This is a genomic window from Rhodococcus jostii RHA1 (assembly GCF_000014565.1).
In the GTDB taxonomy this organism is placed as follows: domain Bacteria; phylum Actinomycetota; class Actinomycetes; order Mycobacteriales; family Mycobacteriaceae; genus Rhodococcus_F; species Rhodococcus_F jostii_A.
This window is the reverse complement of the sequence record NC_008268.1, coordinates 4,765,188-4,788,937: the sequence shown is the minus strand read 5'-3', so window position 1 is coordinate 4,788,937 and position 23,750 is coordinate 4,765,188. Positions and strand designations below refer to the sequence as shown.

The 23,750-nt window shown below is 68.1% G+C and carries 26 protein-coding genes; 13 read left to right on the top strand and 13 right to left on the bottom strand.

The annotated features are described in order from the left end of the window. The first annotated feature begins 14 nt into the window (after window positions 1-14). Complete coding sequence (locus tag RHA1_RS22145) at window positions 15-1,463, top strand: NAD-dependent succinate-semialdehyde dehydrogenase (protein ID WP_011596920.1); 1,449 nt, start codon at window positions 15-17, stop codon at window positions 1,461-1,463. A 3-nt stretch (window positions 1,464-1,466) separates the two neighbouring features. Here the strand turns inward: RHA1_RS22145 and hsaB are convergent, their stop codons facing one another. Genes hsaB through hsaA form a run of 4 tightly spaced genes read right to left on the bottom strand, consistent with a single transcriptional unit; the run spans window position 1,467 to window position 5,015 of the window. Then, complete coding sequence (hsaB, locus tag RHA1_RS22140) at window positions 1,467-2,054, bottom strand: 3-hydroxy-9,10-secoandrosta-1,3,5(10)-triene-9,17-dione monooxygenase reductase subunit (RefSeq protein WP_005244804.1); 588 nt, start codon at window positions 2,052-2,054, stop codon at window positions 1,467-1,469. Beyond that, complete coding sequence (gene hsaC, locus RHA1_RS22135) at window positions 2,051-2,953, bottom strand: iron-dependent extradiol dioxygenase HsaC (RefSeq protein WP_011596919.1); 903 nt, start codon at window positions 2,951-2,953, stop codon at window positions 2,051-2,053. Before hsaC ends, hsaB begins: the two co-directional genes overlap by 4 nt. Continuing rightward, entirely contained in the window at window positions 2,953-3,831 is an 879-nt protein-coding gene (gene hsaD / locus RHA1_RS22130) for a 4,5:9,10-diseco-3-hydroxy-5,9,17-trioxoandrosta-1(10),2-diene-4-oate hydrolase (RefSeq protein WP_011596918.1), read from the bottom strand. The genes hsaC and hsaD overlap by 1 nt, the downstream gene beginning before the upstream one ends. 8 nt (window positions 3,832-3,839) lie before the next feature. Then, window positions 3,840-5,015 (bottom strand): 3-hydroxy-9,10-secoandrosta-1,3,5(10)-triene-9,17-dione monooxygenase oxygenase subunit, encoded by a 1,176-nt coding sequence (gene hsaA, locus RHA1_RS22125; protein ID WP_005244809.1) that lies wholly within the window; start codon window positions 5,013-5,015, stop codon window positions 3,840-3,842. A 190-nt stretch (window positions 5,016-5,205) separates the two neighbouring features. On the opposite strand from hsaA, the gene RHA1_RS22120 reads away from it, so the two are divergent. The 3 genes from RHA1_RS22120 to RHA1_RS22110 all read left to right on the top strand — a co-directional run bounded on the left by RHA1_RS22120 (window position 5,206) and on the right by RHA1_RS22110 (window position 7,277). Then, window positions 5,206-6,414: a 3-ketosteroid-9-alpha-monooxygenase, oxygenase component gene (locus RHA1_RS22120; RefSeq protein WP_016884082.1), complete on the top strand. Its 1,209-nt coding sequence runs from the start codon at window positions 5,206-5,208 to the stop codon at window positions 6,412-6,414. Between the two features lie 2 nt (window positions 6,415-6,416). Beyond that, on the top strand, window positions 6,417-6,764 hold the full coding sequence (locus tag RHA1_RS22115) for a hypothetical protein (RefSeq protein ID WP_011596915.1): 348 nt from the start codon (window positions 6,417-6,419) through the stop codon (window positions 6,762-6,764). Window positions 6,765-6,899: 135 nt separating this feature from the next. Then, window positions 6,900-7,277, top strand: coding sequence for a VOC family protein (locus RHA1_RS22110; protein WP_009477597.1), 378 nt, complete (start codon window positions 6,900-6,902; stop codon window positions 7,275-7,277). A 39-nt stretch (window positions 7,278-7,316) separates the two neighbouring features. On the opposite strand, the gene dmpG is transcribed toward RHA1_RS22110, so the two are convergent. Genes dmpG through RHA1_RS22095 form a run of 3 tightly spaced genes read right to left on the bottom strand, consistent with a single transcriptional unit; the run spans window position 7,317 to window position 10,079 of the window. Next, the gene (gene dmpG / locus RHA1_RS22105) at window positions 7,317-8,336 is read right to left on the bottom strand and encodes a 4-hydroxy-2-oxovalerate aldolase (protein ID WP_009477596.1); all 1,020 of its coding nucleotides are present in this window, start codon (window positions 8,334-8,336) and stop codon (window positions 7,317-7,319) included. 44 nt (window positions 8,337-8,380) lie between these two features. Beyond that, a complete protein-coding gene (locus RHA1_RS22100) occupies window positions 8,381-9,283 on the bottom strand; it encodes an acetaldehyde dehydrogenase (acetylating) (RefSeq protein WP_009477595.1) in 903 nt (300 codons plus the stop codon). A 10-nt stretch (window positions 9,284-9,293) separates the two neighbouring features. Next, window positions 9,294-10,079 carry a 2-keto-4-pentenoate hydratase gene (locus RHA1_RS22095; RefSeq protein WP_009477594.1) on the bottom strand — a complete coding sequence of 262 codons (786 nt, stop codon included), beginning with the start codon at window positions 10,077-10,079 and terminating at the stop codon, window positions 9,294-9,296. A 148-nt stretch (window positions 10,080-10,227) separates the two neighbouring features. On the opposite strand from RHA1_RS22095, the gene kstD reads away from it, so the two are divergent. The 3 genes from kstD to RHA1_RS22080 all read left to right on the top strand — a co-directional run bounded on the left by kstD (window position 10,228) and on the right by RHA1_RS22080 (window position 13,501). Beyond that, window positions 10,228-11,946, top strand: a complete 1,719-nt coding sequence (gene kstD, locus RHA1_RS22090; protein WP_011596914.1) for a 3-oxosteroid 1-dehydrogenase — start codon at window positions 10,228-10,230, stop codon at window positions 11,944-11,946. Next, the gene (gene chsH3 / locus RHA1_RS22085) at window positions 11,936-12,802 is read left to right on the top strand and encodes an enoyl-CoA hydratase ChsH3 (RefSeq protein ID WP_011596913.1); all 867 of its coding nucleotides are present in this window, start codon (window positions 11,936-11,938) and stop codon (window positions 12,800-12,802) included. The genes kstD and chsH3 overlap by 11 nt, the downstream gene beginning before the upstream one ends. A gap of 171 nt (window positions 12,803-12,973) precedes the next feature. Further along, window positions 12,974-13,501: an NlpC/P60 family protein gene (locus RHA1_RS22080; protein ID WP_005244825.1), complete on the top strand. Its 528-nt coding sequence runs from the start codon at window positions 12,974-12,976 to the stop codon at window positions 13,499-13,501. Here the strand turns inward: RHA1_RS22080 and RHA1_RS22075 are convergent. From RHA1_RS22075 to RHA1_RS22055, 5 genes are read right to left on the bottom strand one after another with little or no spacing between them, the layout of a single operon-like run. Further along, the gene (locus tag RHA1_RS22075; protein ID WP_011596912.1) at window positions 13,480-13,806 is read right to left on the bottom strand and encodes a hypothetical protein; all 327 of its coding nucleotides are present in this window, start codon (window positions 13,804-13,806) and stop codon (window positions 13,480-13,482) included. The genes RHA1_RS22080 and RHA1_RS22075 overlap by 22 nt on opposite strands. After that, window positions 13,803-15,026 (bottom strand): DUF58 domain-containing protein, encoded by a 1,224-nt coding sequence (locus tag RHA1_RS22070; RefSeq protein WP_011596911.1) that lies wholly within the window; start codon window positions 15,024-15,026, stop codon window positions 13,803-13,805. Before RHA1_RS22070 ends, RHA1_RS22075 begins: the two co-directional genes overlap by 4 nt. Further along, the gene (locus RHA1_RS22065) at window positions 15,023-15,979 is read right to left on the bottom strand and encodes an AAA family ATPase (RefSeq protein ID WP_009477589.1); all 957 of its coding nucleotides are present in this window, start codon (window positions 15,977-15,979) and stop codon (window positions 15,023-15,025) included. The genes RHA1_RS22070 and RHA1_RS22065 overlap by 4 nt, the downstream gene beginning before the upstream one ends. After that, entirely contained in the window at window positions 15,976-16,458 is a 483-nt protein-coding gene (locus tag RHA1_RS22060) for a hypothetical protein (RefSeq protein ID WP_011596909.1), read from the bottom strand. The genes RHA1_RS22065 and RHA1_RS22060 overlap by 4 nt, the downstream gene beginning before the upstream one ends. Continuing rightward, a complete protein-coding gene (locus RHA1_RS22055; RefSeq protein WP_011596908.1) occupies window positions 16,440-17,414 on the bottom strand; it encodes a DUF4129 domain-containing protein in 975 nt (324 codons plus the stop codon). The genes RHA1_RS22060 and RHA1_RS22055 overlap by 19 nt, the downstream gene beginning before the upstream one ends. Before the next feature lie 115 nt (window positions 17,415-17,529). On the opposite strand from RHA1_RS22055, the gene RHA1_RS22050 reads away from it, so the two are divergent. Beyond that, window positions 17,530-18,846, top strand: a complete 1,317-nt coding sequence (locus tag RHA1_RS22050) for a TrpB-like pyridoxal phosphate-dependent enzyme (RefSeq protein ID WP_011596907.1) — start codon at window positions 17,530-17,532, stop codon at window positions 18,844-18,846. Between the two features lie 43 nt (window positions 18,847-18,889). Here RHA1_RS22050 and zapE read toward each other — a convergent pair whose 3' ends face one another. Further along, entirely contained in the window at window positions 18,890-19,807 is a 918-nt protein-coding gene (gene zapE / locus RHA1_RS22045) for a cell division protein ZapE (protein WP_009477585.1), read from the bottom strand. A 78-nt stretch (window positions 19,808-19,885) separates the two neighbouring features. Here zapE and RHA1_RS22040 point away from each other — a divergent pair, with 78 nt between their 5' ends. The 5 genes from RHA1_RS22040 (at window position 19,886) to RHA1_RS22025 (ending at window position 23,668) form a co-directional block, all read left to right on the top strand. Then, on the top strand, window positions 19,886-20,464 hold the full coding sequence (locus RHA1_RS22040) for a TetR/AcrR family transcriptional regulator (RefSeq protein WP_011596905.1): 579 nt from the start codon (window positions 19,886-19,888) through the stop codon (window positions 20,462-20,464). A gap of 61 nt (window positions 20,465-20,525) precedes the next feature. After that, on the top strand, window positions 20,526-21,773 hold the full coding sequence (locus RHA1_RS22035) for a DUF6986 family protein (protein ID WP_050787355.1): 1,248 nt from the start codon (window positions 20,526-20,528) through the stop codon (window positions 21,771-21,773). An 86-nt stretch (window positions 21,774-21,859) separates the two neighbouring features. Next, a complete protein-coding gene (locus RHA1_RS50570; RefSeq protein WP_167540950.1) occupies window positions 21,860-22,015 on the top strand; it encodes a hypothetical protein in 156 nt (51 codons plus the stop codon). Next, window positions 22,012-22,944 (top strand): allantoinase PuuE, encoded by a 933-nt coding sequence (gene puuE / locus RHA1_RS22030; RefSeq protein WP_011596903.1) that lies wholly within the window; start codon window positions 22,012-22,014, stop codon window positions 22,942-22,944. Before RHA1_RS50570 ends, puuE begins: the two co-directional genes overlap by 4 nt. A 10-nt stretch (window positions 22,945-22,954) precedes the next feature. Continuing rightward, window positions 22,955-23,668 (top strand): GntR family transcriptional regulator, encoded by a 714-nt coding sequence (locus tag RHA1_RS22025; protein ID WP_009477579.1) that lies wholly within the window; start codon window positions 22,955-22,957, stop codon window positions 23,666-23,668. Window positions 23,669-23,750: the final 82 nt, after the last annotated feature.

Below are 23,750 nucleotides of genomic sequence, written 5' to 3'. Positions count from 1 at the left end.
AATGGGGAAAAATCATGCTCGAGGAAGCAGCAATCGCATCGGTGCAGACCGGCCTGTTCATCGGCGGCAAGTGGCGCGACAGCGCCCGCACCATGCCGGTCCACGACCCGTCCAACGGACAGATCCTGTGCACGGTCGCCGACGCCGACGCCGCGGAGGCCCGCGAGGCGCTCGACGCGGCGGTGGCGGCGCAACCGTCGTGGGCGGCCACGACACCCCGCGAACGCAGCACCATCCTCATGAACGCACACCGACTTCTGCTCGAGAACGTCGACCGGCTCGCGCTGGTCATGACGCTCGAGATGGGCAAGCCCCTCACCGAGGCTCGGGGTGAAATCGCCTACGCCGCAGAGTTCTTCCGCTGGTTCGCGGAGGAGGCCGTCCGCATCGACGGCGGCTACATGACGGCGCCCGGCGGCGGGTCGCGGTTTCTCGTGACCCGTCAGCCCGTGGGGCCGAGCCTGCTCATCACCCCGTGGAACTTCCCGATGGCGATGGGCACCCGGAAGATCGGGCCCGCGATCGCCGCCGGGTGCACGTCCGTCATCAAGCCGGCGGCCCAGACGCCGCTGTCGATCCTGGCGCTCGCCGACATCCTCACCGAGGCCGGGCTGCCGGACGGCGTCGTCAACGTCGTCACCACGTCCAGCCCCGACGAGGTCATCACTCCCCTCATCCTCGACGGCAGGGCCCGCAAGCTGTCGTTCACCGGTTCCACCAAGGTCGGGAAACATCTGCTCGAACTGTGCGCGCGCACGGTCATGCGCACATCCATGGAACTCGGCGGCAACGCGCCGTTCCTCGTCTTCGACGACGCGAATCTCGACGACGCCGTCGACGGGGCCATGGCGGCGAAGATGCGCAACATCGGCCAGGCCTGCACAGCTGCCAACCGAATCCTCGTGCACAGTTCGGTCGCCGAAGAATTCACACGCAAACTCACACAGCGGATGGAGGCCCTGCCCGTTGGGCGCGGCACGGAGGACGGCGTCGTGGTCGGACCGCTGATCGACGAGGCGGCCGTCGCGAAGGTGAGCAGTCTCGTCGCGGACGCGGTCGAACGCGGCGCCTCGGTGCTCACCGGCGGCGAGGCACTCGACCGCCCGGGCAACTTCTACCCGGCGACAGTCCTGACTGGTGTGCCCGACGACGCGGAGATGTGCCACAACGAGATCTTCGGTCCGGTGGCCGCGATCAGCACGTTCGAGACCGAGGCCGAGGCCGTCGAGCGGGCCAACGACACCCCGTACGGGCTGGTGGCCTACGTGTACACCGACAGCCTCAAGCGCGGCATCCGCGTGTGCGAGGCGCTGGAGTCGGGCATGGTCGGCCTCAACCAGGGTGTGGTGTCGAATCCGGCCGCGCCGTTCGGCGGCGTGAAGGAATCCGGACTCGGGCGCGAAGGCGGAACCACCGGCATCGACGAATTCCTCGAGACGAAGTACATCGGCGTCGCCGTCTAGGAGCTAGAGCCAGGTGTCTTCCGACGACGTCGTGAGGAACGCCTCGAGGTCGTCGCGCCACGGCGCAGGCACCGTCTTGTCCGGTTCGATGCCGGTGTACTGCCCGCGGTAGAACAGCAGCGGTCGCTCCTCCCTGATCTCGCTCAGGGAGGAGACCCGGCCGAACGCGACCCAGTGGTCGCCGCCGTCGTGCACGCTCTCGAGCGAGCAATCGATGTGGGCCAGCGAACCGGTGAGGATCGGTGAGCCCAGCGGCGACTCCGTCCAGTCGATCCCGGCGAACTTGTCCGGGTCGCGGGAACCGAAGCGGGCGCACGTCGACTGTTGTTCTTCCGCGAGCACGTTGACGCAGAAGATGCCACTGCGCTCGATAGCCGCCCACGACCGCGACGTCTTGGTCGGGCAGAACAGCACGAGCGGGGGTTCGAGCGACAGCGCGGCGAACGACTGGCACGCGAACCCCACGGGCACGCCGTCGTCGATCGTCGTGATGATGGTGACGCCGGTGCAGAACTGGCCGAGCACCGTCCGGAACCGTCGCGGATCGATCGCCTCGGCCGCGACGGCCCCGTCCCCGGTCACCTCACTCACGGCTGCATCCCGACGCTGAAGTCGTGACCCCACAGGCTGACGGCCGTGCTCTCCCTCGCGATCCAGCTCTCGTCCTCCACCTGACGTCCCTCGCAACCGAATTCGATGTCGAACCCGCCGGGGGTCTTCATGTAGAACGACAGCATCAGGTCGTTGACGTGACGGCCGAGCGTGGCCGACATCTTGACCTTCTTGCGGAGCGCGCGGTCGAGGCACAATCCGACATCGTCGGAGTTCTCGACCTCGATCATCAGGTGCACGATGCCGCTCGGCGTCGGCATCGGCAGGAACGCGAGACTGTGATGCCGCGGGTTGCAGCCGAAGAACCGCAACCACGCCGGCTTACCGTCCGCGGGCCGCCCGACCAATTGCGGGGGCAGCCGCATCGAATCGCGCAGGCGGAAGCCGAGAACGTCGCGGTAGAAGCGCAGCGACGCCTCGTCGTCCGTGGTCGAGAGGACGACGTGCCCGAGGCCCTGCTCACCGGTGACGAACTTGTGCCCATACGGGCTGACCACGCGCCGGTGCTCCAGCGCCGCGCCGTGAAACGCCTCGAGCGTGTTGCCCGACGGGTCCTCGAACGTGATCAGCTCGTCGACCCTGCGGTCCTGCAGTTGTTCGGCCGTCCCCTCCTTGAACGCGACGCCTGCCGCCGACAGGTTGTCGCGGACCTCCTGCAGCTCCGCGGCATTGGCCGTCTCCCAGCCCGACACCGACAGCCGGTCGTGCTCCCCGGGGAAGATCACGAGGCGCGCCGGGAAGTCGTCCATCCGCAGATACAGGGCGTCCGGGTCGGAGCCCTTGCCCTCGACCATGCCGAGCACCTTGAGACCGTACTCGCGCCACGCGGACATGTCGGTGGCCTCGATGCGCATGTACGCCAGTGAACGAATACTCATCACTTACCCCCGTCCAGAAGGAAATCGGTGGCCAGACGATTGAACTCGTCGAACTTCTCCAGCTGCGCCCAGTGTCCGCACCCGCCGAAGACGTGCAACTGTGCCCGCGGAATCATCTTCAGCGCCACCAGCGCCCCGTCGAGCGGGTTGACCCGGTCTTCGCGACCCCAGATCAGCAGCACGCGCTGGCGCAGCTTGTATGCGTCGCGCCACAGCATTCCCAGCTCGAAATCGGCCGAGGAGAACGACTTTCCCATCGCCTTGGCGGCCGCGAGCGACTCGGGTGTGCTCGCGGCGGCGAAACGTTCGTCGATCAGTTCGTCGGTGATCAACTTCTGGTCGAACACCATGATGCGCAGGAACGCCTCGAGATTCTCGCGAGTGGGTTGGTAGCCGAATTTTCCGAGGTTCTTGACGCCCTCGGTCGGGTCCGGGGCGAACAGGTTGACGCTCAGTCCGCCCGGGCCCATGAGCACCAGCCGGCCCGCGCGGTCCGGGTAGTCCAGCGCGAAACGCACTGCGGCACCGCCACCGAGGGAGTTGCCGAGCAGGTGGACACGCCCGCCGACGCCGAGGGTGTCGAGCAGATCCTTCAACGCGGACGCACTGTGCACGAAGTACTGCGGGTGCTCGGTCGGCTTGTCCGACAACCCGTATCCCGGCTGATCGACTGCGAGCACGTGGAACTTCTCGGCGAGAACCGGGATGTTCCTGGCGAAGTTCGACCACGACGAAGCGCCCGGCCCGCCGCCGTGCAGCAGCACGATCGTGGTGTCGTTGCCGACTCCGGCCTCGTGGTAGTGCAACTTCAGGTGGGGCCGGACCTGGGCGAACTTCGAGGTGGACTCGAACGTGAGGGCCTCTTCGGTAGTCGTCACGTGTTCTCCTAGACCATCGTGTCGGTGATGGGCAGACCGAATTCGCCTGTGCCGTACATGACGTAGGCGCGCTCGGGATCGTTGGCCGCGTGGACGCGTCCGGCGTGCGCGTCCCGCCAGAAACGCTGCAGCGGCGTGCCGTTGGCCAGCGCGGTGGCACCCGAGCTCTCGAACAGTTTGTCGATGGACGAAATGGCGCGGCCCGTGGCGCGCACCTGGTCGCGGCGTGCCCGCAGCCGCAGCTCGAATGGGACTTCCTCACCCGCGACGAGCAGTGCGTATTCGTCGGCGACGTTTCCGGACAGCTGGCGCCAGGCGGCGTCGATGTCGCTCGAGGCCTCGGCGATGCGGACCTTGGCGAACGGGTCGTCCTTCGCTTTCTCACCGGCGAACGCGGCGCGGACCCGCTTGCCCTGATGTTCGACGTGCGCGTCGTAGGCGCCGTAGGCCATCCCGACGATCGGCGCGGAGATGGTGGTGGGATGAATTGTTCCCCAGGGCATCTTGTAGACGGGTGCGGTGTTGCGCTCGAGCCCGGGAGCGGTGAGGTTGCTCATCGCCTTGAAGCTGAGGACGCGGTGCGTCGGAACGAACACGTCCTCGACCACCACGGTGTTGCTGCCGGTTCCGCGAAGTCCCACGACATTCCACACGTCGTCGATTCGGTAGTCCTCGCGCGGGATCAGGAAGCTGACGAAGTCGACGGGGCGTCCGTCCTTGATGACGGGTCCGCCGAGCACCGCCCAGCTGGCGTGATCACAGCCGGACGACCAGGCCCAGGCGCCGTTGACCGTGTATCCGCCGTCGACGACCTGCCCGGCGCCCATCGGCGCGTACGAGGACGAGATGCGGACGTCGGTGTCGTTGCCCCACACGTCTTCCTGAGCCTGTTGCGAGAACAGGGCGAGGTGCCAGTTGTGGACACCGATGATCGACGAGACCCACCCGGTGGAACCGCAAGCGCTCGCGATCTTCCGCACCGCGGAGTAGAACAGCACCGGATCCGCCTGGTAACCACCCCACTGTTCGGGCTGGAGCAACCGGAAGAATCCGGTCTCCTGGAGCGCCTTCATGGAATCGTCGGGAATACGACGTAGATCCTCGGTCTCCTGCGCACGCTCTCGCAGCGTCGGCAGTAGTGCGTCGAGCCGCTGCATCACCTCGTGACTGTCATGGTCACCCACAGGACGCTCCTGTCTCGTTCGATGGTTCACTTATCTTCTGAGACTAGAACACGTTCCCATTTATGTCGAGGTACCGGCAAAGGTGCTGTTTGACGGCCCGGGTCTGGAAGAAAGCCCCCGAAAATCTGGCGGATCGTGTCGAAGTTCTATAACGTGTTCTACTAACAGCATGAAGGGATGTGAGGGCACAATGGCGCAGATTCGCGAGATCGATGTGGGCACGGTCCAGACCCGCTTCGCGCGTGGTTGGCACTGCCTCGGTTTGACCAAGACGTTCAAGGACGGCAAACCGCATTCGATCGAGGCATTCGGCACCAAACTCGTCGTCTTCGCCGACAGCAAGGGCGAACTGAAGGTTCTGGACGCGTATTGCCGGCACATGGGCGGCGACCTGTCGCAGGGCACCGTGAAGGGCGATTCCGTGGCCTGCCCGTTCCACGACTGGCGCTGGGGCGGCAACGGCAAGTGCACCAGCATTCCCTACGCCCGCCGGGTTCCCCCGATCGCCCGCACTCGGGCATGGCTCACCCTCGAGCAGAACGGTCAGCTGTTCGTCTGGAACGACCCGGAGGGCAATCCCCCGCCCGAGAACGTGACCATCCCCCGCATCGAGGGCGCCTACAGCGACGAGTGGACCGACTGGACCTGGAACTCCATGCTGATCGAAGGGTCCAACTGCCGCGAGATCATCGACAACGTGGTCGACATGGCGCACTTCTTCTACATCCATTACGCGTTCCCGACGTACTTCAAGAACGTCTTCGAAGGCCACATCGCGACGCAGTACCTCAACACGAAGGGTCGCCCGGACGTCGGGATGGCGACGCAGTACGGCATGGAATCGCTGCTGCGCTCCGAGGCCGCGTACTACGGGCCGTCCTACATGATCAATCCGCTGTGGAACAGCTACGGCGGGTACGAGGTCGAGAGCGTCCTCATCAACTGCCACTATCCGGTGACGAACAATTCGTTCATGCTCCAGTACGGCGTGACCGTCAAGAAGCCGACCGGCATCGACGACGAAACAGCCGACAAGCTGGCCGCGAAGTTCACCGAGGGCATCGCTGAGGGCTTCCTGCAGGACGTCGAGATCTGGAAGAACAAGACCAAGATCGACAACCCCCTGCTCTGCGACGAAGACGGTCCGGTCTATCAGCTGCGACGCTGGTACGACCAGTTCTACGTCGACGTCGCCGACGTCACCGACAAGATGACGCAGCGTTTCGAGTTCGAGGTCGACACCACCAAGGCCAACGAGGCCTGGCAGCACGAGGTGGAGGAGAACCTGGCCCGTCAGAAGGCCGAACGCGAGGCCGCGGAGCGGTCCGAGAACACGACTGCGGAGCGGTCCGAGAACACGACTGCGGAGCGGTCCGAGAACCGGGAAGCGCAGGTCTGATCATGAGTGCCTCGACCGAATGGGCCAAAGCTCCCGACTTCGCCGGGCAGCCTGCTCGGCTCGAGGCCATTCATGCGCAGACGTTGGCCGACAAGGCCAACTACCTCGACGACGGCATGAACGAAGTCGAGTGCCGTACGTGCGGAACCTGTGTGCTGGTGCGCAAGAACAGCCTCAAGCACACGAGCGTCCAGTGGACGGACGACCCTGCGAAGACGTGCCCGACGTTCCGGGACGCCGTCGGCGAGGGACAGTCCACCGCGCTCCGCGAGGGGTGCCCGCGACTGTGGGACAGCATCAACCACGCGGTGATGGAGGGGTTCATCGACGTGCGAGATCGCATCGAATAGTCGTCGGTACCGCTGCGACGCGGATGCGTCGCCCAATGTGACATTCGTGCAGTCAGGCTGCACGAATGTCACATTGGGCGCTTAGGCTGGATGTGCCGTCGGATACGGCGGTTCCAGCCGAACCGGAGGCGTGCCATGACAGGCCGAATCGTGCACTTCGAGATCCCCTTCGACGACGGTGACCGCGCACGAGCGTTCTATCGGGACGCATTCGGGTGGGCCATCGCCGAGATCCCCGACATGGACTACAGCATGGTCACCACCGGACCCGTCGGTGAGAGCGGCATGCCCGACGAACCCGGTTACATCAACGGCGGCATGATGCAGCGCGGGGAGGTGACCACTCCCGTGGTCACCGTCGACGTCGAAAGCATCGAATCCGCCCTCGAAAGGATCGAATCCCTCGGTGGCAAAACCGTCACCGGCAGGACCCCCGTCGGGAACATGGGATTCGCCGCCTACTTCACCGACTCCGAGGGCAACGTCGTCGGGCTGTGGGAGACCGCCCGCTGACTCGTGAGTACTTATTAACCGCGGGACGTTAACAAGTACTCACAGGCGCTCGCGTTGCAGTTCGAGCGCGATGTCGATGAGCTGGTCTTCCTGGCCGCCGACGAGCTTGCGCTTCCCGGCGCGGACGAGGAGTTCGGCGGACGAGACGCCGTACCGTTCGGCCTGGCGTTCGGCGTGCTTGAGGAAGCTCGAGTAGACGCCGGCGTACCCCATCATCAGCGCCTGGCGGTCGAGGAGGCATTCGGCGGGCATCGCCGGACGCACCACGTCCTCGGCGGCATCGGCGATCGCGAAGAAGTCGATCCCCGTCTTGACTCCGATCTTGTCGCACACGCCGACGAACGCCTCGACCGGCGCGTTACCCGCACCGGCACCGAATCGTCTTGTGCTGCCGTCGATCTGCTTGGCACCTGCCCGCACGGCGGCGATCGAGTTGGCCACACCGAGTCCGAGGTTCTCGTGACCGTGGAATCCCACCTGGGCGTCCGAGCCGAGCTCCTGCACCAGCGCCTCGACGCGGTCCGACACCTGCTCGAGCACGAGCGCGCCTGCGGAGTCGACGACGTACACGCACTGGCAGCCCGCGTCGGCCATGATGCGGGCCTGCTTGGCGAGCTTTTCCGGTGCGATCGAATGCGCCATCATCAGGAAGCCGACGGTCTCGAGACCGCGGTCGCGGGCCAGCCCGAAGTGCTGGATGGACACGTCCGCCTCGGTGCAGTGCGTCGCGATGCGGCAGATCGAGGCGCCGTTGTCCTGGGCGACGATGATGTCGTCCTTGATGCCCAGCCCGGGCAGCATGAGGAAGGCGATCTTCGCGTTCTTCGCCGTGTCGACGGCGATCGAGATGAGTTCCTGCTCAGGGACCTTGGAGAACCCGTAGTTGAACGAGGACCCACCCAGTCCGTCGCCGTGCGTCACCTCGATGACCGGGACCCCGGCGTGGTCGAGCGCTCCGACGATGGCCCGGACCTCCTCACCGGTGAACTGGTGCCGCTTGTGGTGCGAACCGTCCCGCAGGGAGGTGTCGGTGACTCGAATGTCCCAGCTGCTGCGCATATTTCCCGTCGCTCCGCTCGCCCCGTCGAAATGAACCATAGTGCTCATGCCTCCACGCTCAGGAGCTTCTGGGCGATCTCCTCGCCCACCTTGGTCGCCGCTGCGGTCATGATGTCGAGGTTGCCCGCGTACGGCGGCAGGAAGTCGCCCGCGCCCTCGACCTCGACGAACGTGGTGACCGTCGCCTGCCCGCCCGACACGACGCTCGGGTCGTCGAACTGCGGTTCGTTGAGCAGCCGGTAGCCGGGGACGTACTGCTGGATGTCCGCGACGACGCGGTGGATGGAATCGGTGATGGCGGCACGGTCGGCGTCCTCGGGGATCGCGCAGAAGATCGTGTCGCGCATGATCATCGGCGGGTCGGCCGGGTTGAGGATGATGATGGCCTTGCCGCGCTGCGCTCCGCCGATGGTCTCGATGCCGCGACTGGTCGTCTTGGTGAACTCGTCGATGTTGGCGCGGGTGCCCGGGCCTGCGGAGACGGACGCCACCGACGCGACGATCTCGGCGTACGGCACGTCGACGACGCGGGAGACGGCGTACACGATCGGGATCGTGGCCTGCCCTCCGCACGTGATCATGTTGACGTTGGGGGCGCCGAGGTGTTCGCGCAGGTTCGCCGGCGGAACCACGGCCGGTCCGACGGCGGCGGGTGTCAGGTCGACGGCGCGGATCCCGGCGGCCTCGTACCGCGGTGCAGCCTCCCGGTGCACGTACGCGGACGTGGCCTCGAAGACGAGGTCGGGTTTCTCCGGCTGGTTCAGCAACCAGTCGACGCCCTCGGCCGACGTCTCCAGTCCCAACTTGCGGGCCCGTGCCAGGCCTTCGCTCTCGGGGTCGATCCCGATCATCCAGCGGGGTTCGAGCCACTCGGATCGCTGCAGCTTGTAGAGCAGGTCGGTGCTGATGTTTCCGGAACCGACGATCGCCACACTTGCCTTGGTCATGAACAAACTCCTACTTGAACTGCAGGGATACGGATCCGAGCCCACTGAACTCGGCGCGGAAGTGGTCGCCCGGGTGCGCGTCGATGGCGCGGGTGCACGATCCGGGCAGCACGATGTCGCCGGCCTTCAACCGGACGCCGAAGCTCTCGACCTTCTGCGCGAGCCAGGCGACGGCCGTCACCGGGTTGCCGAGCACGGCGTCGCTGCGTCCCTCGGCCTTGGTCTCGCCGTTACTGGTCAGAACCGCGTCGATGGACTTGATGTCGATGTCCTCGGGCCGCACCCGGTTCTTGCCGAGCACGAACCCGGCGGACGACGCGTTGTCGGCGATCGTGTCGGGCAGCGTGATCTTCCAGTCGGTGATCCGGCTGTCGATCAGCTCGATGGACGGTGCGAACGCCACGGTGGCGTCCAGGACGTCCTGCTCGGTGCAGCCGGCGCCGGGGAGGTCGGCGCCCAGCACGAATGCGACCTCGACCTCGACGCGCGGGAAGCAGAACCGCGCCGTGTCGACGGGCTGGTCCTCGAAGACCTCCATGTCGGCGAGCAGGTGGCCGTAGTCGGGTTCGTCGACGCCCATCATCTGCTGCATGGCGAGGGACGACAGGCCGACCTTGTGCCCGACGACCTTCGCGCCGTCCTGCAGCCGGCGGCGGATGTTGATCAGCTGGATCTCGTAGGCGTCGACGACGTCGATGTCGGGATGGTCCGCGGTCAGGGGGCCGATGGGAGCGCGGCCCCGTTCCGCGGCGTCGAGCTGATTCGCCAACTCGGTGCGTAGTTGGGTCGAGAGCATGGTGTGAGGACCTTCCCTGAAGTTCGTTTGCGTACGCACGCCCACCGGTTTCCACTGCAACGTGTTTCGTTCTTGTTTGTTGGCGTCAGTAATACTTCCTGGCAGAAAGGATGGACTGACAACCCCATCATTCTATAACGTGTTCTACATGAGCAAGCACGAATACGACATCGTGGTCGTCGGTAGCGGTGCCGGTGGAATGACCGCGGCCCTCACCGCGGCCCACAAGGGACTCAGCGTCGTCATCCTCGAAAAGGCGCCGCACTTCGGCGGCTCCACCGCGCGCTCCGGCGGTGGCGTGTGGATCCCGAACAACGAGGCGCTGATCGCCGCGGGAGTCGAGGACACCACGGACGCCGCGCGGACCTACCTGCACAGCATCATCGGCGACGTCGTCCCGAAGGACCGGATCGACGCCTACATCGACCGCGGCCCCGAGATGCTGTCGTTCGTGCTGAAGAACAGCCCACTGAAACTGCAGTGGGTGCCCGAATACTCCGACTACTACCCCGAGGCCCCCGGCGGACGGCTCGGCGGACGGTCCGTCGAGCCGACACCGTTCGACGGCAGGAAACTCGGCGCCGACCTCGCGAAGCTCGAACCCGACTACGTCAAGGCGCCGTCGAATTTCGTGATCACCCAGGCCGATTACCGCTGGCTGAATCTCCTGATGCGCAACCCACGCGGCCCGCTGCGCGCAGCCCGGGTCGGCCTCCGCTTCCTCGGCGCCAAGCTCACCGGGAAGCGCCTGCTCGTCCGCGGTCAGGCGCTCGTCGCGGGACTGCAGGCCGGACTGAAGGCCGCCGGCGTCCCGATCCTGCTCGACACCCCGCTCACCGACCTGTATGTGGAGGACGGCGTGGTCAAGGGCGTCAACGCCACGGTCGACGGACAGCCGCAGGTGTTCCGGGCACGCCGCGGCGTGGTGATCGCGTCGGGCGGTTTCGAGCACAACGACGAGGCCCGCAAGAAGTACCAGCGGGCACCGATCGGCACCGAGTGGACCGTCGGCGCGAAGGCCAACACCGGCGACGGCATCTGGGCGGGCGAAAAGCTCGGTGCCGCGCTCGATCTGATGGAAGACGCCTGGTGGGGACCGTCCATCCCGCTCACCGGCGGCCCGTGGTTCGCGCTGTCCGAGCGGAGCCTGCCGGGCTGCATCATGATCAACGGATCCGGCAAGCGCTTCGTCAACGAATCCGCACCGTACGTCGAAGCGACGCACGCGATGTACGGCGGCACGCACGGCCAGGGCGACGGACCGGGCGAGAACGTGCCCTGCTGGCTCGTCCTCGACCAGCGTTACCGCGACCGGTACGCGTTCGCCGGAGTCACCCCGCGGTCCCCGTTCCCCGGTCGCTGGCTGAAGGCCGGTGTCATCGTCAAGGCGGGCACCGTCGCCGAGCTGGCCGGGAAGATCGGCGTGCCGGTCGACGCGCTCACCGAAACGGTCTCGCGTTTCAACACTTTCGCCCGCAACGGCAAGGACGAGGACTTCGGCCGTGGTGAGAGCGGGTACGACCACTACTACGGGGATCCCCGCAACAAGCCCAACCCGAGCCTCGGGGCGCTGGAGAAGGCGCCGTTCTTCGCCGTCAAGATGGTCCCGGGCGACCTCGGCACCAAGGGCGGTCTCCGCACCGACCGCAACGCCCGCGTGCTGCGGGCTGACGGCAGCACCATCGAGAACCTCTATGCGGTGGGCAATGCCAGCGGCCCGGTGATGGGCCACACCTACGCCGGACCCGGCGCGACCATCGGCCCGGCGATGACGTTCGGCTATCTCGCGGTTCTCGATATCCTCGACAAGTCCTCGCAGGCCGATTCCCCGACGTCACTCACCGGAGACACCACCAATGCCCATTGATCCGAACATCGCCATCGGAGCAGAACTGCCCGTTCAGGAGTTCTCCTGGACCAGTTCCGACGTGCAGCACTACCACCTCGCGCTCGGTGCCGGGTCCCGTCCGCTGGACGAGAGGGAGTTGCGGTACCTGACCGACGGGAAGCCGCAGGTGCTCCCCACGTTCGCCACGGTGGCCGCGAATTTTCACGCGACCGAGGCCCCGCGTGTGTCGTTCCCGGGCGTCGAGATCGACCTCGCCAAGGTGGTCCACGGCAGCCAGGAAGTGACCGTGCACCAGCCGATTCCCCCGGAGGGCACGGCCCGCACCACCACCCGCATAGCCGAGGTGTGGGACAAGGGCAAGGCCGCCGTCATCGTGCAGGAGTCGACGACCACCGACCTCGACGGCACTGCCCTGTGGACCGGGCGGTCGTCCATCTTCGCCCGCGGTGAAGGCGGTTTCGGCGGTGAGCGCGGGCCGTCCCAGTCCGTGGAGTTGCCCGACCGGCCTGCCGACGTCGAGGTCGACACCCCCGTCCTTCCGCAGCAGGCGCTGATGTACCGGATGTGCGGCGACCGCAACCCCCTGCATTCCGACCCGAAGTTCGCTTCCGCCGCAGGGTTTCCCGCCCCGATCCTGCACGGCCTGTGCACCTACGGGATGGTGTGCAAAGCGGCCGTCGACGCAGTACTCGACTCGGACGCATCGCAGGTCGCGGGCTTCCGAGTCCGGTTCGCGGGCGTGGTCTTTCCCGGCGAGACGCTGCACACGCGGATCTGGCGGGACGAGGGCAGGCTCCTCATCTCGGCCACGGTTCCCGAGCGTGATCATGCTCCGGCCCTGGCCGACGTGGTGCTGACCCTGGCCCAGGCGTGACAGTTACCGAAATTTGACCGAATGTGCCCAGTTCGGGCGGATATTCGCGAATATCAGGCACGATGCCGCAACACTTTGTACGCTTTCCGTGACCTCATCGAGACGTGTCAACCGATGGTCGGGGCGGTTCCACGGCTCTCCACGAGCAGTAGCGAACAAAGGGGGGACCTCGTGTCCCAGCGCAGACATCTCCGTCCCGTGCGGCGCGCTGCCGTTGCCGGTGCTCTCGCGTTCTGTGCGACCGCCCTCGTCGCTCTCCCCGCGAACGCCGCACCCGTGGCGGGCAGTTCCGACAGCGGCAGCACCGGCGGCAGCTCGATGGGTTCGTCCGTTCTCCCGACGCCCATTCCCACCCCGACCGGGCTGGCTGCGCTCGCGGCCGCGACGACCCAGACGGGCAAGCCCTATCTGTGGGGTGGGACGGGTCCGGACGCGTGGGACTGCTCGGGGCTGGTGCAGTGGGCATTCCGGCAGGCGGGGGTGAATCTGCCACGCACCACGTGGGAGCAGGCCGAGGTCGGCGCACCCATTCCACTGTGGGCGCTGGCTCCCGGCGACATCGTGGTGCTCAACCCTGACGCGTCGCACATCGGTATCTACGCGGGCTTCGGCCAGGTCTTCAATGCGTACGGACGCGGCGTCCCCGTAGGTCTGGCGCCGCTGTCGCAGTTCCACATCTACAGCATCCGCCGGTTCTGACTCTCGGTCGTGCGTCTGCCGACGTACGGCCACACCGCGACGAGGAACAGCACCACCACCGCCACCGGCCCGAAGAGGGACGCCCACGCCGGCCCTTCCGGCAGTGTCGCTGCCAGACCGGCGGCGGCCGCCGTGACGACCGCGCCCAGCAGTAGCGTCGAGATTCCCGGTGCGAGGCCGGCGTACGCGACGAGCAACAGTGCCGTCGCGGCGACCCCCGCGGCGGCGGCCGCGAACGCCGACGCGTCGCCCAGGACGAGCGCGATCAACGCTGCCTGCACCGCGACCACCGCGACCCATCTCATCGGAGTGCCCCCGACGGCCGGCGGGCTCGATCGGCGAGAGCCAGCGCCAGATCCAGTGCGGAATCGTCGTCCCACGCCACCACCGGAACACCGAGCACACCCATGTTCCGGTACATGTTCCGCCGCTCGAGCCGCCACATCCTGCCGGTCATCGCATCGAGTTCGTACTCGAACGGCGGGCCGCGCAGCACGTCGACGGCCACGACGACGTGACCGCGACGCCTCAACTCCAGCAACGACAGCGCGAAGTTGGTGTCCAGCATGGTGGAGAACGCGATGACCACGGCCCGCGGCGGCAACGCGACCCGCGGGACGAGTGTGCCTTCGGCGGCGCCGGCGTCGGAGTCGAGGACGGTGTCGAGGATCCGGTAGAACTGCCTGCGTCCGATGTCGGCGCCGAGCCATCGCAGCCGGAGCCCGTGGACGACGACCCCGGCCCGGTCGCCGCGCTGCAGGGCCGTCTGCACCACCTGCGTGGCCCCGCGCACGGTCCGGTGCAGGCTCTCCGACGCCGGGCCCGGTGCCTGCGGGGTGGTGTCGAGTACGGCGACGACGTCCGCGGCGCGGTCCATGATCCGTTCGGTGACATGGAGGCGGCCGCGCCGGGCACTCACCGGCCAGTTGACGCTGCGCAACGGATCCCCCGGCGCGTGCGGCCGGATGTCCCCGAACTCGACGCCCGAACCGAATCGGCGGGTGCGATGCGCGCCGATCCGGTCCGGAAGGGTGGCGTGGGGCAACGGAGTCGGCATCGGCGGCGCCAACGGGAACACCCGCAGTTCCGCGACGGGAACCGGCAGCGACGCCGTGAGCAGGCCGCCGCCTGCACGTGCTGTGACCGTCAGCGCCGGTTCGTACCGGCCCCACCGGTCGGCCGACACCACATAGTCGCCGTCACCGACCTGCTCGACCGTGTAGCCGTCGGACGGCGTCGGTGCCACCGCGAGTTGCGCCGCACCATCGCACGCCGTCACGTCCACCGAGAAGTGCACGGACTCGGATTCGAAACACCGCAGCATGCGTGCCGACACCTCGACGCGGACGCCGGTGGCCGGGCGGGGCAACCACATCACCGTGCCGAGCGCTCCCAGCATCGGGGCGGCGAACACGATCAGTTCCCACCACCGCCCCACGACACCCGCCGTCAGCGCCACGGCCGCACAGGTCGTCAGCGCGAGGGCTGCAGGCGACGCACGCCACGTCAGCCGGTGCTCCGTCATCGTGCCCTCGGCGCGGGGAGACGGCGCAACAGTTCCGCGAGGACGTCGTCGCTGCGGATGCGGCGCACCCACATCTCCGGGCGCAGGCTGATGCGATGCGCGACAGCGGGAACGGCCAGGGCCTTGATGTCCTCGGGTATGACGAAGTCGCGGCCCGAGAGGAGCGCACGCGCCCGAGCGAGCTGCACGAGGTCGAGTTCCGCGCGGGGGCTGGCCCCGACCTCGACCTGCGGGTGATGCCGGGTGGCGTTCGCGAGCGCGACGACATACCCGAGGACGTCGTGATGAACGCTGACCTGCTCGAGCGATTCGCGCATCGCCAGGAGGTCGGCCGCATCGACCACCTGCTCGACGACGACGGCGGCGGATCCCCGGTCGAGCCGTCGGCGCAGCATCTCGTGCTCGTCGGTCTCGGTGAGGTACCCCAGTCGCAGGCGGAGCGCGAACCGGTCCAGCTGCGCCTCGGGCAGCGGGTAGGTTCCCTCGTACTCGATGGGGTTGTCGGTGGCGAGCACGACGAAGGGACGCGGCAGGATCCGGGTGGTGCCGTCGACGCTGACCTGCCCCTCGGCCATCGCCTCGAGCAGTGCGGCCTGGGTCTTGGGCGGGGTGCGGTTGATCTCGTCGGCCAGGAGCAGGTTGGTGAAGATCGGGCCCGGACGAAACTCGAAGCGCCCCGACGGCATGTCGTAGATGGTGGCGCCGAGCAGGTCGGCGGGCAACAGGTCGGGGGTGAACTGGACCCGCGTGAAGTCGAGCCCGAGCGCGGCAGCGAAAGATCGTGCCACCAGGGTCTTTCCGAGTCCGGGCAGATCCTCGATGAGCACGTGCCCGCCGGCGAGTACCGCGAGCAGGATCGACGTGAGTTCGTCGTGCTTGCCGACCACCGCCCGTTCGACCTCCGCCAGCACCGCGTGGGCGCGCGCGGTGGTGACCTCGGCGGGCATCGTCACAGCTGCTCCAGCCGTTGCAGGATCCGGTCGAGCACGTCCCGGCCCGGACCGGGTGCGGCCCTGTCGGAGCGCTGCACGCACTCGGGATCGACCCACTGCCACAAGTCGCCGAAGAACACCTCACCCGCGGCCGCCGTGTCGGCGGGGTCGAGTCCCTGCCGCTGTCCGGTGGACTGCTGGAACTCGCGCGCCAGGAGCGGACGCAGATGGTGATCCCAGTCGCCGCGCGTACCGTCCGCCCAGCTGATCAATGATTCCGTCCGCGCCATCCAGCGGGCCGTCGCCTCGGCCCGTTCCGCCTCCAGGCCCGGCGGCTGGTCGTCGACTTCCCCGGGTGCCATGCGTCGTCGAATCTCGAAGAGCACCAGCGCGGTCACCGCTCCCGCGACCAGCACGGCCGCACTGTACCGGCCGGCCGCCACCAGCGGGACCTCCACGGCCAGCACTGCCCCGACACCGGCTACGGCGACGGCGAGCACGCGTCGATCCCCAGGTCGTCGAGCACGCGCCGGAGCAGATCGGCGGCCTCGTCACGGTGCTGTTCGCCCATCGGATGCAGGCTGAACCGTGCCTCGGAGAACAGCCGCACCAGCGGCGCCGCCGCCTCGAAGCGCAGCGCTCCGAATTGTACTGCGCGAGCGAGCACTTCGGACGGGGTGTCCGACTCCCGCGGTTCGGCGCCCGGCGCCTCGCGCAGCGCATTTTCCATGGCGGCGTAGCTGGCGATGATGGCCTCACGCGGCGGCAGACTCGGTGCCACGACCACGGCGAGACCTTCCTCCGCCGCCCGGGCCAGCGACTGCGAGGCAGCCGGACCGTCGGGGGAACTCGCCGCGGTCCAGCCGCCGACCCGGGCCCGGAGGGGGCGCCGGGCCACGGCGCCGAGGATCAGCACGGTCACCAGTATCGGACCGACAATCGCTGCCGCGGTCCACAATTCCGCCAGGTCCTCGCGGGATTCGTTCACCATGTCGGGCGGTGGGCGTGTGTCGGTGGGCACGGACGCGTCGGTTCGGTCGGCCCCGTCGTCGGTGGTCGGGCTCGCCGTCGACCGCTGACGGTCGAGCGGCTCGTCACCGCCGACGGACCCGAGGAGGAACGCCGCGGTCACGAGAAGCGCGGCGAACGCCGACCATCCGAGAATGTGTCGGCGCGAGACCGAGGACCCGGTGTTTCCGGTGAGCCCGACCGGCGGCGGGTCGGGTGCGGCCCTCGGCCGACCGCTGCGAAAGGCGGACGCGAGCGCCACCGCCGCGACGACGACGGCGATCGCCGAGAGGATGATGAGAGCGCGCGTCGCACCTGCGCCCGGCTCCGACGGTGTCGCGGGGGTGTCGGGCGCGGGGACCACCCGGACGGCAAGGGTGACCGTCACGACGGCCGCCAGCAGGGCGACCGTGTGGACGAGCCTGGTTCGCACGCGACGGTCCGGCATCCTCACTCCCGAGTTGCCCCTCCATCGTGACACGCGGGGACCGGGAAAATCACCCGTTCACGGCGGCGGACAGCGCAGCATGTTCGGGACGTATCCATCCACGAAGGAGAGTTACTTGACCACGTCCCCGGTAACCGGAGCCGAACTGGCGCGATCGCTGGAATCTCTGGGGGTTGCGGTCCCCTCGGCCGTGCCCACGCACTGGTACAACCTTGCAGCCGATCTTCCGGAACCCGTTCCGCCGCATCTGCATCCCGGCACTCGTGAGCCGCTCGGACCGGAAGACCTGGCACCTCTGTTCCCCGCGAGCCTGATCGAGCAGGAGGTCGCGACCGAACGGTACATCGAGATCCCCGAGACGGTCCGCGAGATCTACGGCATGTGGCGGCCGTCGCCGCTGGTGCGCGCACGCAGGCTCGAGCGAGTGCTCGGCACGCCGGCACGGATCTACTACAAGTACGAAGGTGTCAGCCCGGTCGGATCACACAAGCCGAACACGGCTGTGGCACAGGCCTATTACAACGCACTCGAGGGCACCACCAAGCTCACCACCGAGACCGGCGCGGGCCAGTGGGGCGCGTCGCTGTCGTTCGCCGGCGCCCTGCTCGGCCTCGAGGTGGAGGTCTGGCAGGTTCGCGCCTCGTTCGACGCCAAGCCGTACCGCCGACTCCAGATGGAGGCATACGGCGGCATCTGTCATCCGTCTCCGTCCGACCTGACAGAAGCCGGTCGGGCCATCCTGGCCGAGCACCCCGACACCACCGGTTCGCTGGGCATGGCGATCAGCGAGGCCGTCGAGGTGGCCGCCAACGATCCCGGCGCGCACTACTCGCTGGGCAGCGTCCTCAACCACGTCATGCTCCACCAGACCGTGATCGGCCAGGAAGCTCTGGTCCAGTTGGAGGAGGCGGGTGAGCCTGTCGCGCACACGGTATTCGGTTGCGCCGGCGGAGGTTCCAACCTCGCGGGCCTGACGTTCCCGTTCCTGGGTCGCAATCTGCGCGAGGGCACCACCACCCGCCTCGTCGCGTGTGAGCCGGCGGCCTGCCCGTCGCTGACGCAGGGCGAGTACCGCTACGACTTCGGGGACGTCGCAGGCCTGACGCCGCTGTTGAAGATGTACACCCTCGGCAACGACTTCGTTCCGCCCGCCATCCACGCGGGCGGACTGCGGTACCACGGCATGTCGCCGATGGTCTCGCACGCCGTCGCCCTCGGGCTGATGGACGCGACCGCGATCGAACAGGACGACGCACTCGCCGCGGGCCTGCTCTTCGCCCGCGCCGAAGGCATCATCCCCGCGCCGGAATCCACGCACGCCGTGGCCGCTGCCATCGAGCACGCCCGCACGGTCACCGAACCGGAGGTCGTGGTCATCGGACTGTCCGGCAACGGCCAGCTGGACCTCCCCGCGTACAGCCGGTACGTCTGATCGATTCACCGAGGCAGACCCACGTACGGGTCTGCCTCGGTGGTCACCGGCTCAGCGTCGACAGTCTGCTCACAAGCCGGTCGAAGTCGAGCGTGCCGTCGAGCCCGGCGAACACGTCGTCCCGCGACGCGTCGGCGACCAGGGTCAGCGCGGTTCCCCGGTCGTACAGCACGTCGACGACGTTCGCGAACCGCCGCACGGTCTCCGCGCCTGCCTCCCGCAGTCGGGGGACACCGGTGATCACCCAGCACCCGAACCGCTCCGACAGTTCGAGGTAGTCGGCGGGTGCGGTCGGGGTGCCGCACAGCACCGCGAACTCGAACCAGACCGTGCGGTCCCGCACCGCGGCGGCCGTCACCGTGCGGGTCCCGACGGTCAGAGCGACGCGCTCGCACAGGGCCGGGGGCTCGGTCTCGGAAACCCGGACGAAGCGTCCGGAAGCGAACCCGGCGTCCGCCGTGGCCACGGTGCGGTAGTCGACGGGACCGGCCACCCGCACGACGGTCAGATTCTGTTTCAGCACGGCGATCGCCGGCGCGAACAGGTGATGGAACAGCGGATTCGGCAACAGCCCGTCCGGTGGATAGTTCGACGTGGCGACCAGCGTGATTCCGCGGGTGAACAGGACCTTCAGCAGTCGCGCGACCAGCATCGCGTCCCCGACGTCGTGCAGGTGGAACTCGTCGAAGCACAGGAGCCGGACATCCCCGAGTGCCGCGTCGATCGCGAGGTCGATGGACCCCAGCGCGTGCGCGTCGGCGTGGAGTCGGCGGAAGAACGAGTGGAAGTGCACGCGCCGCTTCGGGACCGCGGCCGACCCGTAGAAGCGGTCCATCAACCACGTCTTGCCACGTCCGACGGGCCCCCACAGGTACACGCCGCGAACTCCGGGCCTCCCCTGCTCCAGGCCCTCGGCGGTCTCGTGCAGGACGGCCGCGGCCGCGCGCTGCGCGTCGTCCAACAGAACCTCTACATCCACAGAGGAAACACTACGAATGTAGAGTCTCGGGCGACAAGCCGATGTGAGGAGGAAGACACCGTGCCCGAGCGGCGTGAGCAGATAGCCGACGCGGCCATCGCGATCATCGCGCGCGAGGGCATGCGGGCGCTGACGCATCGGGCCGTCGACCGCGCCCTGGATCTTCCGGGCGGGTCCACGTCCTACTACTTCCGCACCCGGCGTGCCCTGATCGAATCCGCCGTCCGCCGGCTCGCCGAACGCTCGCGGCAGGAATTCGAGACCACGGCGGCCCCGCCGCTCGACCTCGCATCCCTCGCCGAGGGCGTGGCCCGGTCGCTGGACCGGCTGCTGCACACCCGCCACGACGACGTCGTCGCGCGGCACGCTCTGACCGTCGAACTGTCCGGCGATGCCGAACTGCACGCACTCCTCGCGACGTGCCTGTTCTCCCGTGCCCGCGCCACCGAATTGTTCGACGCCCTCGGCGTCACCGACCCCGAGAACGCGGGCGCGGACTTCGTCAGCGTCGTCGAAGGCCTGGTCTTCGACCGTTTCGCAGGAGCCAGGTCACTCGACGGCATCGAGCCCGGCACCGAACGCAGCGTGCGGCAGCTGGCCCGCGCCGTCGAGTCGTATCTGCGCGGTGTGACGGCCTGAACGAAGGTCACCCGGCGCGGTGTGTACGACGAGAATCCCGCATTTCTGCCAAGATCGTGGCGTGAACCCCCAGTACCTCAGCCGTCTCCCCGACAGCGGTTTCGACCGCGTCGACGCACTCCTCGACCCCGTCGACACCGACCTCGCGGACGCCTTTCCGGGTGATCGGCAGCAACCGCAGCCCGTCCACACCGTCTATGTGAGTGCGGCGGACGCCGGACCGGACACCCCGAGGGTGTGGGGCGAGCAGGCTGTCGAACTGCTGGACAGGCACACGAATGCGCTGTCCGAAATCGGAACGACCGGTGCGCTTCCCGACGTCCGCGCGATGCTCGAGCACCGTCCGGTCATGGATCTGCGGATCGATTTCGAGGACGGCTACGGCTGGCGGAGCGACGACGTCGAGGACGCGGCCGCACTGGAGGCGGGGCGCACGCTGCGACTGCTCTCGTCCGACCCGTCCGGCCCGCGGTCGCTGGGCATCCGCGCGAAGGGTCTGGCCCCGCACGAGCGCCGCCGCGGGATCCGGACGCTCGAACTCGTCCTCGAAGGCGCGGGTGGGGTTCCCGACGGCTTCGTGTTCACGGTGCCGAAACTGCGTGCGGCCCAGCAGGTCACCGCCGTCGTCGCGTTGTGCGAGGAACTCGAGCGCGCGTACGGGCTCCCCGACAGGTCGCTGCACTTCGAGTTGCAGATCGAGAGCCCGCAGGCCGTGCTCGGACCCGACGGCACCGTGACCGTCGCGAAGGCCATCCACCTCGCCGACGGACGCTGCACCGGATTGCACTACGGCACTTACGACTACAGCGCGGCCTGCGGAATCGCGTCCCGGTTCCAGTCGCTCGAGCACCCGGTGGCCGACCACGCCAAGTCCGTGATGCTGGTGGCGGCGGCCCAGACCGGGGTGTGGGTGTGCGACGGATCCACCCAGGTCATCCCGCAGGGCAGCGACGAGGAGATCCACGCCGCGCTGGCCCGGCACTACCGGCTCGTCACCCGCTCGCTCGAACGCGGGTACTACCAGGGATGGGACATGCATCCCGGGCACCTGATCACCCGCTGGCTCGCGACGTTCGACTTCTACCGCGCCGCGCTGCCCGCCGCGGCCACCCGCGTGCAGGCGTACCTCGACCGCCAGGGTGGCGGGGTGATGGACGAACCGGCGACCGCACAGGCCCTCGCGACGGTGATCCTGCGGGGACTGGCGTGCGGCGCGTTCGACGAGGACGCCGTCCGCGCGCAGGCCCCGGGATGCACGGTGGACACCCTGCGCGACCTCCTCACCCGGGCGGTGATTCCGGGGAGCTGAGCACCTCGCCGCGCACGAGGACCGCCCGCAACACCACTTCGACGCCCTACACTTGCCCCACGCCCGATCAGGAGGTAGCCGCACCCGTGAGCCCGAACACCTTGACCCCGCCCGGCTTCCGGAGTCTGCCGGACCTGGCCGGACGCACACTCGGCGGGAAGATCGTCCCGGACAGCGGCACGGCGCGGTTGCGCCTGTGGGGTTCCGTGACCGAGGCCGGTCGGGCAGGCTTGGCATCATGACCCACGGTTTCGACTCCAGCTACCCACGCGACCTGGTCGGATACGGCCAGCACCCGCCCGATCCGCAGTGGCCGGGCGGCGCGAAGATCGCCGTCCAGTTCGTCCTCAACTACGAGGAGGGCGCCGAGAACAACGTGCTCCACGGCGACGAGGCGTCGGAAACGTTCCTGTCCGAGATGGTCGGGGCCCAGCCGTTCCCGAACCGGCACATGAGCATGGAATCGATCTACGAATACGGATCCCGCGCCGGACTGTGGCGCGTGCTCCGGGCATTCGAGCGACGAGGACTCCCGCTCACGATCTTCGCGGTGGCGAAGGCGATGCAGCGGAACCCCGAGGCCGTCAGTGCCTTTCGCGAACTCGGACACGAGATCGCCTGCCACGGTCTGTGGTGGAAGTCGTACCAGCTCTCCGACGAGGACGCCGAGCGCAAGGACCTGGCCGAGGCGGTGGAGATACTGCGCGACCTCACCGGCGAGGCACCGCTGGGCTGGTACACCGGCCGCGACTCCCCGCTCACCCGGCAGCTGGTCGTCGAGCACGGCGGCTTCGAGTACGACTCCGATTCGTACGCCGACGACCTCCCGTACTGGGTGAAGGTCGATGCCCCCGGGAAGGGCCTCGTCGACCACCTGGTGGTGCCGTACACCCTCGACACCAACGACATGCGGTTCGCGTCGCCCGGCGGTTTCCCGAGCGGCGAGCAGTTCTTCGCGCACCTGCGGGACGCCTTCGACGTCCTGTACGCGGAGGGAACGGCCGGGGCGCCGAAGATGCTGTCCGTGGGCCTGCACTGCCGCATCGTCGGCAGGCCCGCCCGCACCGCGGCGCTGGAGCGTTTCCTCGATCACGTGCAGTCCCACGACGACGTCTGGGTCGCCCGGCGCATCGAGATCGCCCGCCACTGGCGCGACGTACACCCCGCCTGAGGACGGACCCATGCCCCCGCGACGACCGTCGATGCTGGTCACGAATCTGGCCAACCGCGATCCCGGCAGCTCTCAGACCGTGATCCTGGAGGAGTTGCGCCGGGTGATCCTCAGCGGCGGCGCCCCACCCGGCACCCCGATCCCGGTGGACGAGGTGGCCGAGCACTTCGGCGTCAGCCGTATCCCGATCCGGGAGTCGCTGAAGACGCTGATCGGCGAGGGTCTCGTCGACCACCGGGCCAACGCCGGGTACACGGTCGCCCGGCTGACCGTCGACGAACTCGAGGAGCTCTACCTGGTGCGGGGCGTCCTCGAGTCGGCGGCGCACTCCGTGGCGATCACCCTCGCCGACGACGCCGACGACACCCGGGCCAGGCAGGCGTACGCGGCACTCGACCGCTCGGTTCTCGAGGACGACCTGACCGCGTACCACCGGGAGAGCCGCAACTTCCACCTGGCCCTGGCGTCGCCCTGCCGGATGCAGCGACTGCTGCACATGTTCGAATCGGCGTGGAACATCACCGAGCCGGTGCAGCCGATGTCGCAGGTGGGAACGCCGGCGCGGCTGCAACTCCATCTCGGGCACCGGGACATGCTCGCGGCGTTCCTCGCCCGCGACGCCGCGGCGTTGAAGGCGGCCACCGACCGGCACAACGAACAACTCGACACGGTGATCGCCGCTCTCCCCACGGACACCGGAATCTTCCGGGACACGCCCGGGTAAGCCGACCAGCAAGATATATTCTCAGCTCACACCGGCGCCCGGCGAGAATATATCTTCGCCGTCACAGGCAGGAAATATCCGA

What these genes read in the sequence shown, in the direction of transcription:
- RHA1_RS22110 (WP_009477597.1), top strand. Translation starts at nt 6,900, where the DNA reads ATGACAGGCCGAATCGTGCACTTCGAGATCCCCTTCGACGACGGTGAC.
- RHA1_RS22100 (WP_009477595.1), bottom strand. Translation starts at nt 9,283, where the DNA reads ATGACCAAGGCAAGTGTGGCGATCGTCGGTTCCGGAAACATCAGCACC.
- kstD (WP_011596914.1), top strand. Translation starts at nt 10,228, where the DNA reads ATGAGCAAGCACGAATACGACATCGTGGTCGTCGGTAGCGGTGCCGGT.
- RHA1_RS22055 (WP_011596908.1), bottom strand. Translation starts at nt 17,414, where the DNA reads ATGCCGGACCGTCGCGTGCGAACCAGGCTCGTCCACACGGTCGCCCTG.
- RHA1_RS22120 (WP_016884082.1), top strand. Translation starts at nt 5,206, where the DNA reads ATGGCGCAGATTCGCGAGATCGATGTGGGCACGGTCCAGACCCGCTTC.
- RHA1_RS22075 (WP_011596912.1), bottom strand. Translation starts at nt 13,806, where the DNA reads ATGAGATGGGTCGCGGTGGTCGCGGTGCAGGCAGCGTTGATCGCGCTC.
- RHA1_RS22145 (WP_011596920.1), top strand. Translation starts at nt 15, where the DNA reads ATGCTCGAGGAAGCAGCAATCGCATCGGTGCAGACCGGCCTGTTCATC.
- chsH3 (WP_011596913.1), top strand. Translation starts at nt 11,936, where the DNA reads ATGCCCATTGATCCGAACATCGCCATCGGAGCAGAACTGCCCGTTCAG.
- RHA1_RS22095 (WP_009477594.1), bottom strand. Translation starts at nt 10,079, where the DNA reads ATGCTCTCGACCCAACTACGCACCGAGTTGGCGAATCAGCTCGACGCC.
- puuE (WP_011596903.1), top strand. Translation starts at nt 22,012, where the DNA reads ATGACCCACGGTTTCGACTCCAGCTACCCACGCGACCTGGTCGGATAC.
- RHA1_RS22070 (WP_011596911.1), bottom strand. Translation starts at nt 15,026, where the DNA reads ATGACGGAGCACCGGCTGACGTGGCGTGCGTCGCCTGCAGCCCTCGCG.
- RHA1_RS22115 (WP_011596915.1), top strand. Translation starts at nt 6,417, where the DNA reads ATGAGTGCCTCGACCGAATGGGCCAAAGCTCCCGACTTCGCCGGGCAG.
- dmpG (WP_009477596.1), bottom strand. Translation starts at nt 8,336, where the DNA reads ATGCGCAGCAGCTGGGACATTCGAGTCACCGACACCTCCCTGCGGGAC.
- RHA1_RS22025 (WP_009477579.1), top strand. Translation starts at nt 22,955, where the DNA reads ATGCCCCCGCGACGACCGTCGATGCTGGTCACGAATCTGGCCAACCGC.
- hsaC (WP_011596919.1), bottom strand. Translation starts at nt 2,953, where the DNA reads ATGAGTATTCGTTCACTGGCGTACATGCGCATCGAGGCCACCGACATG.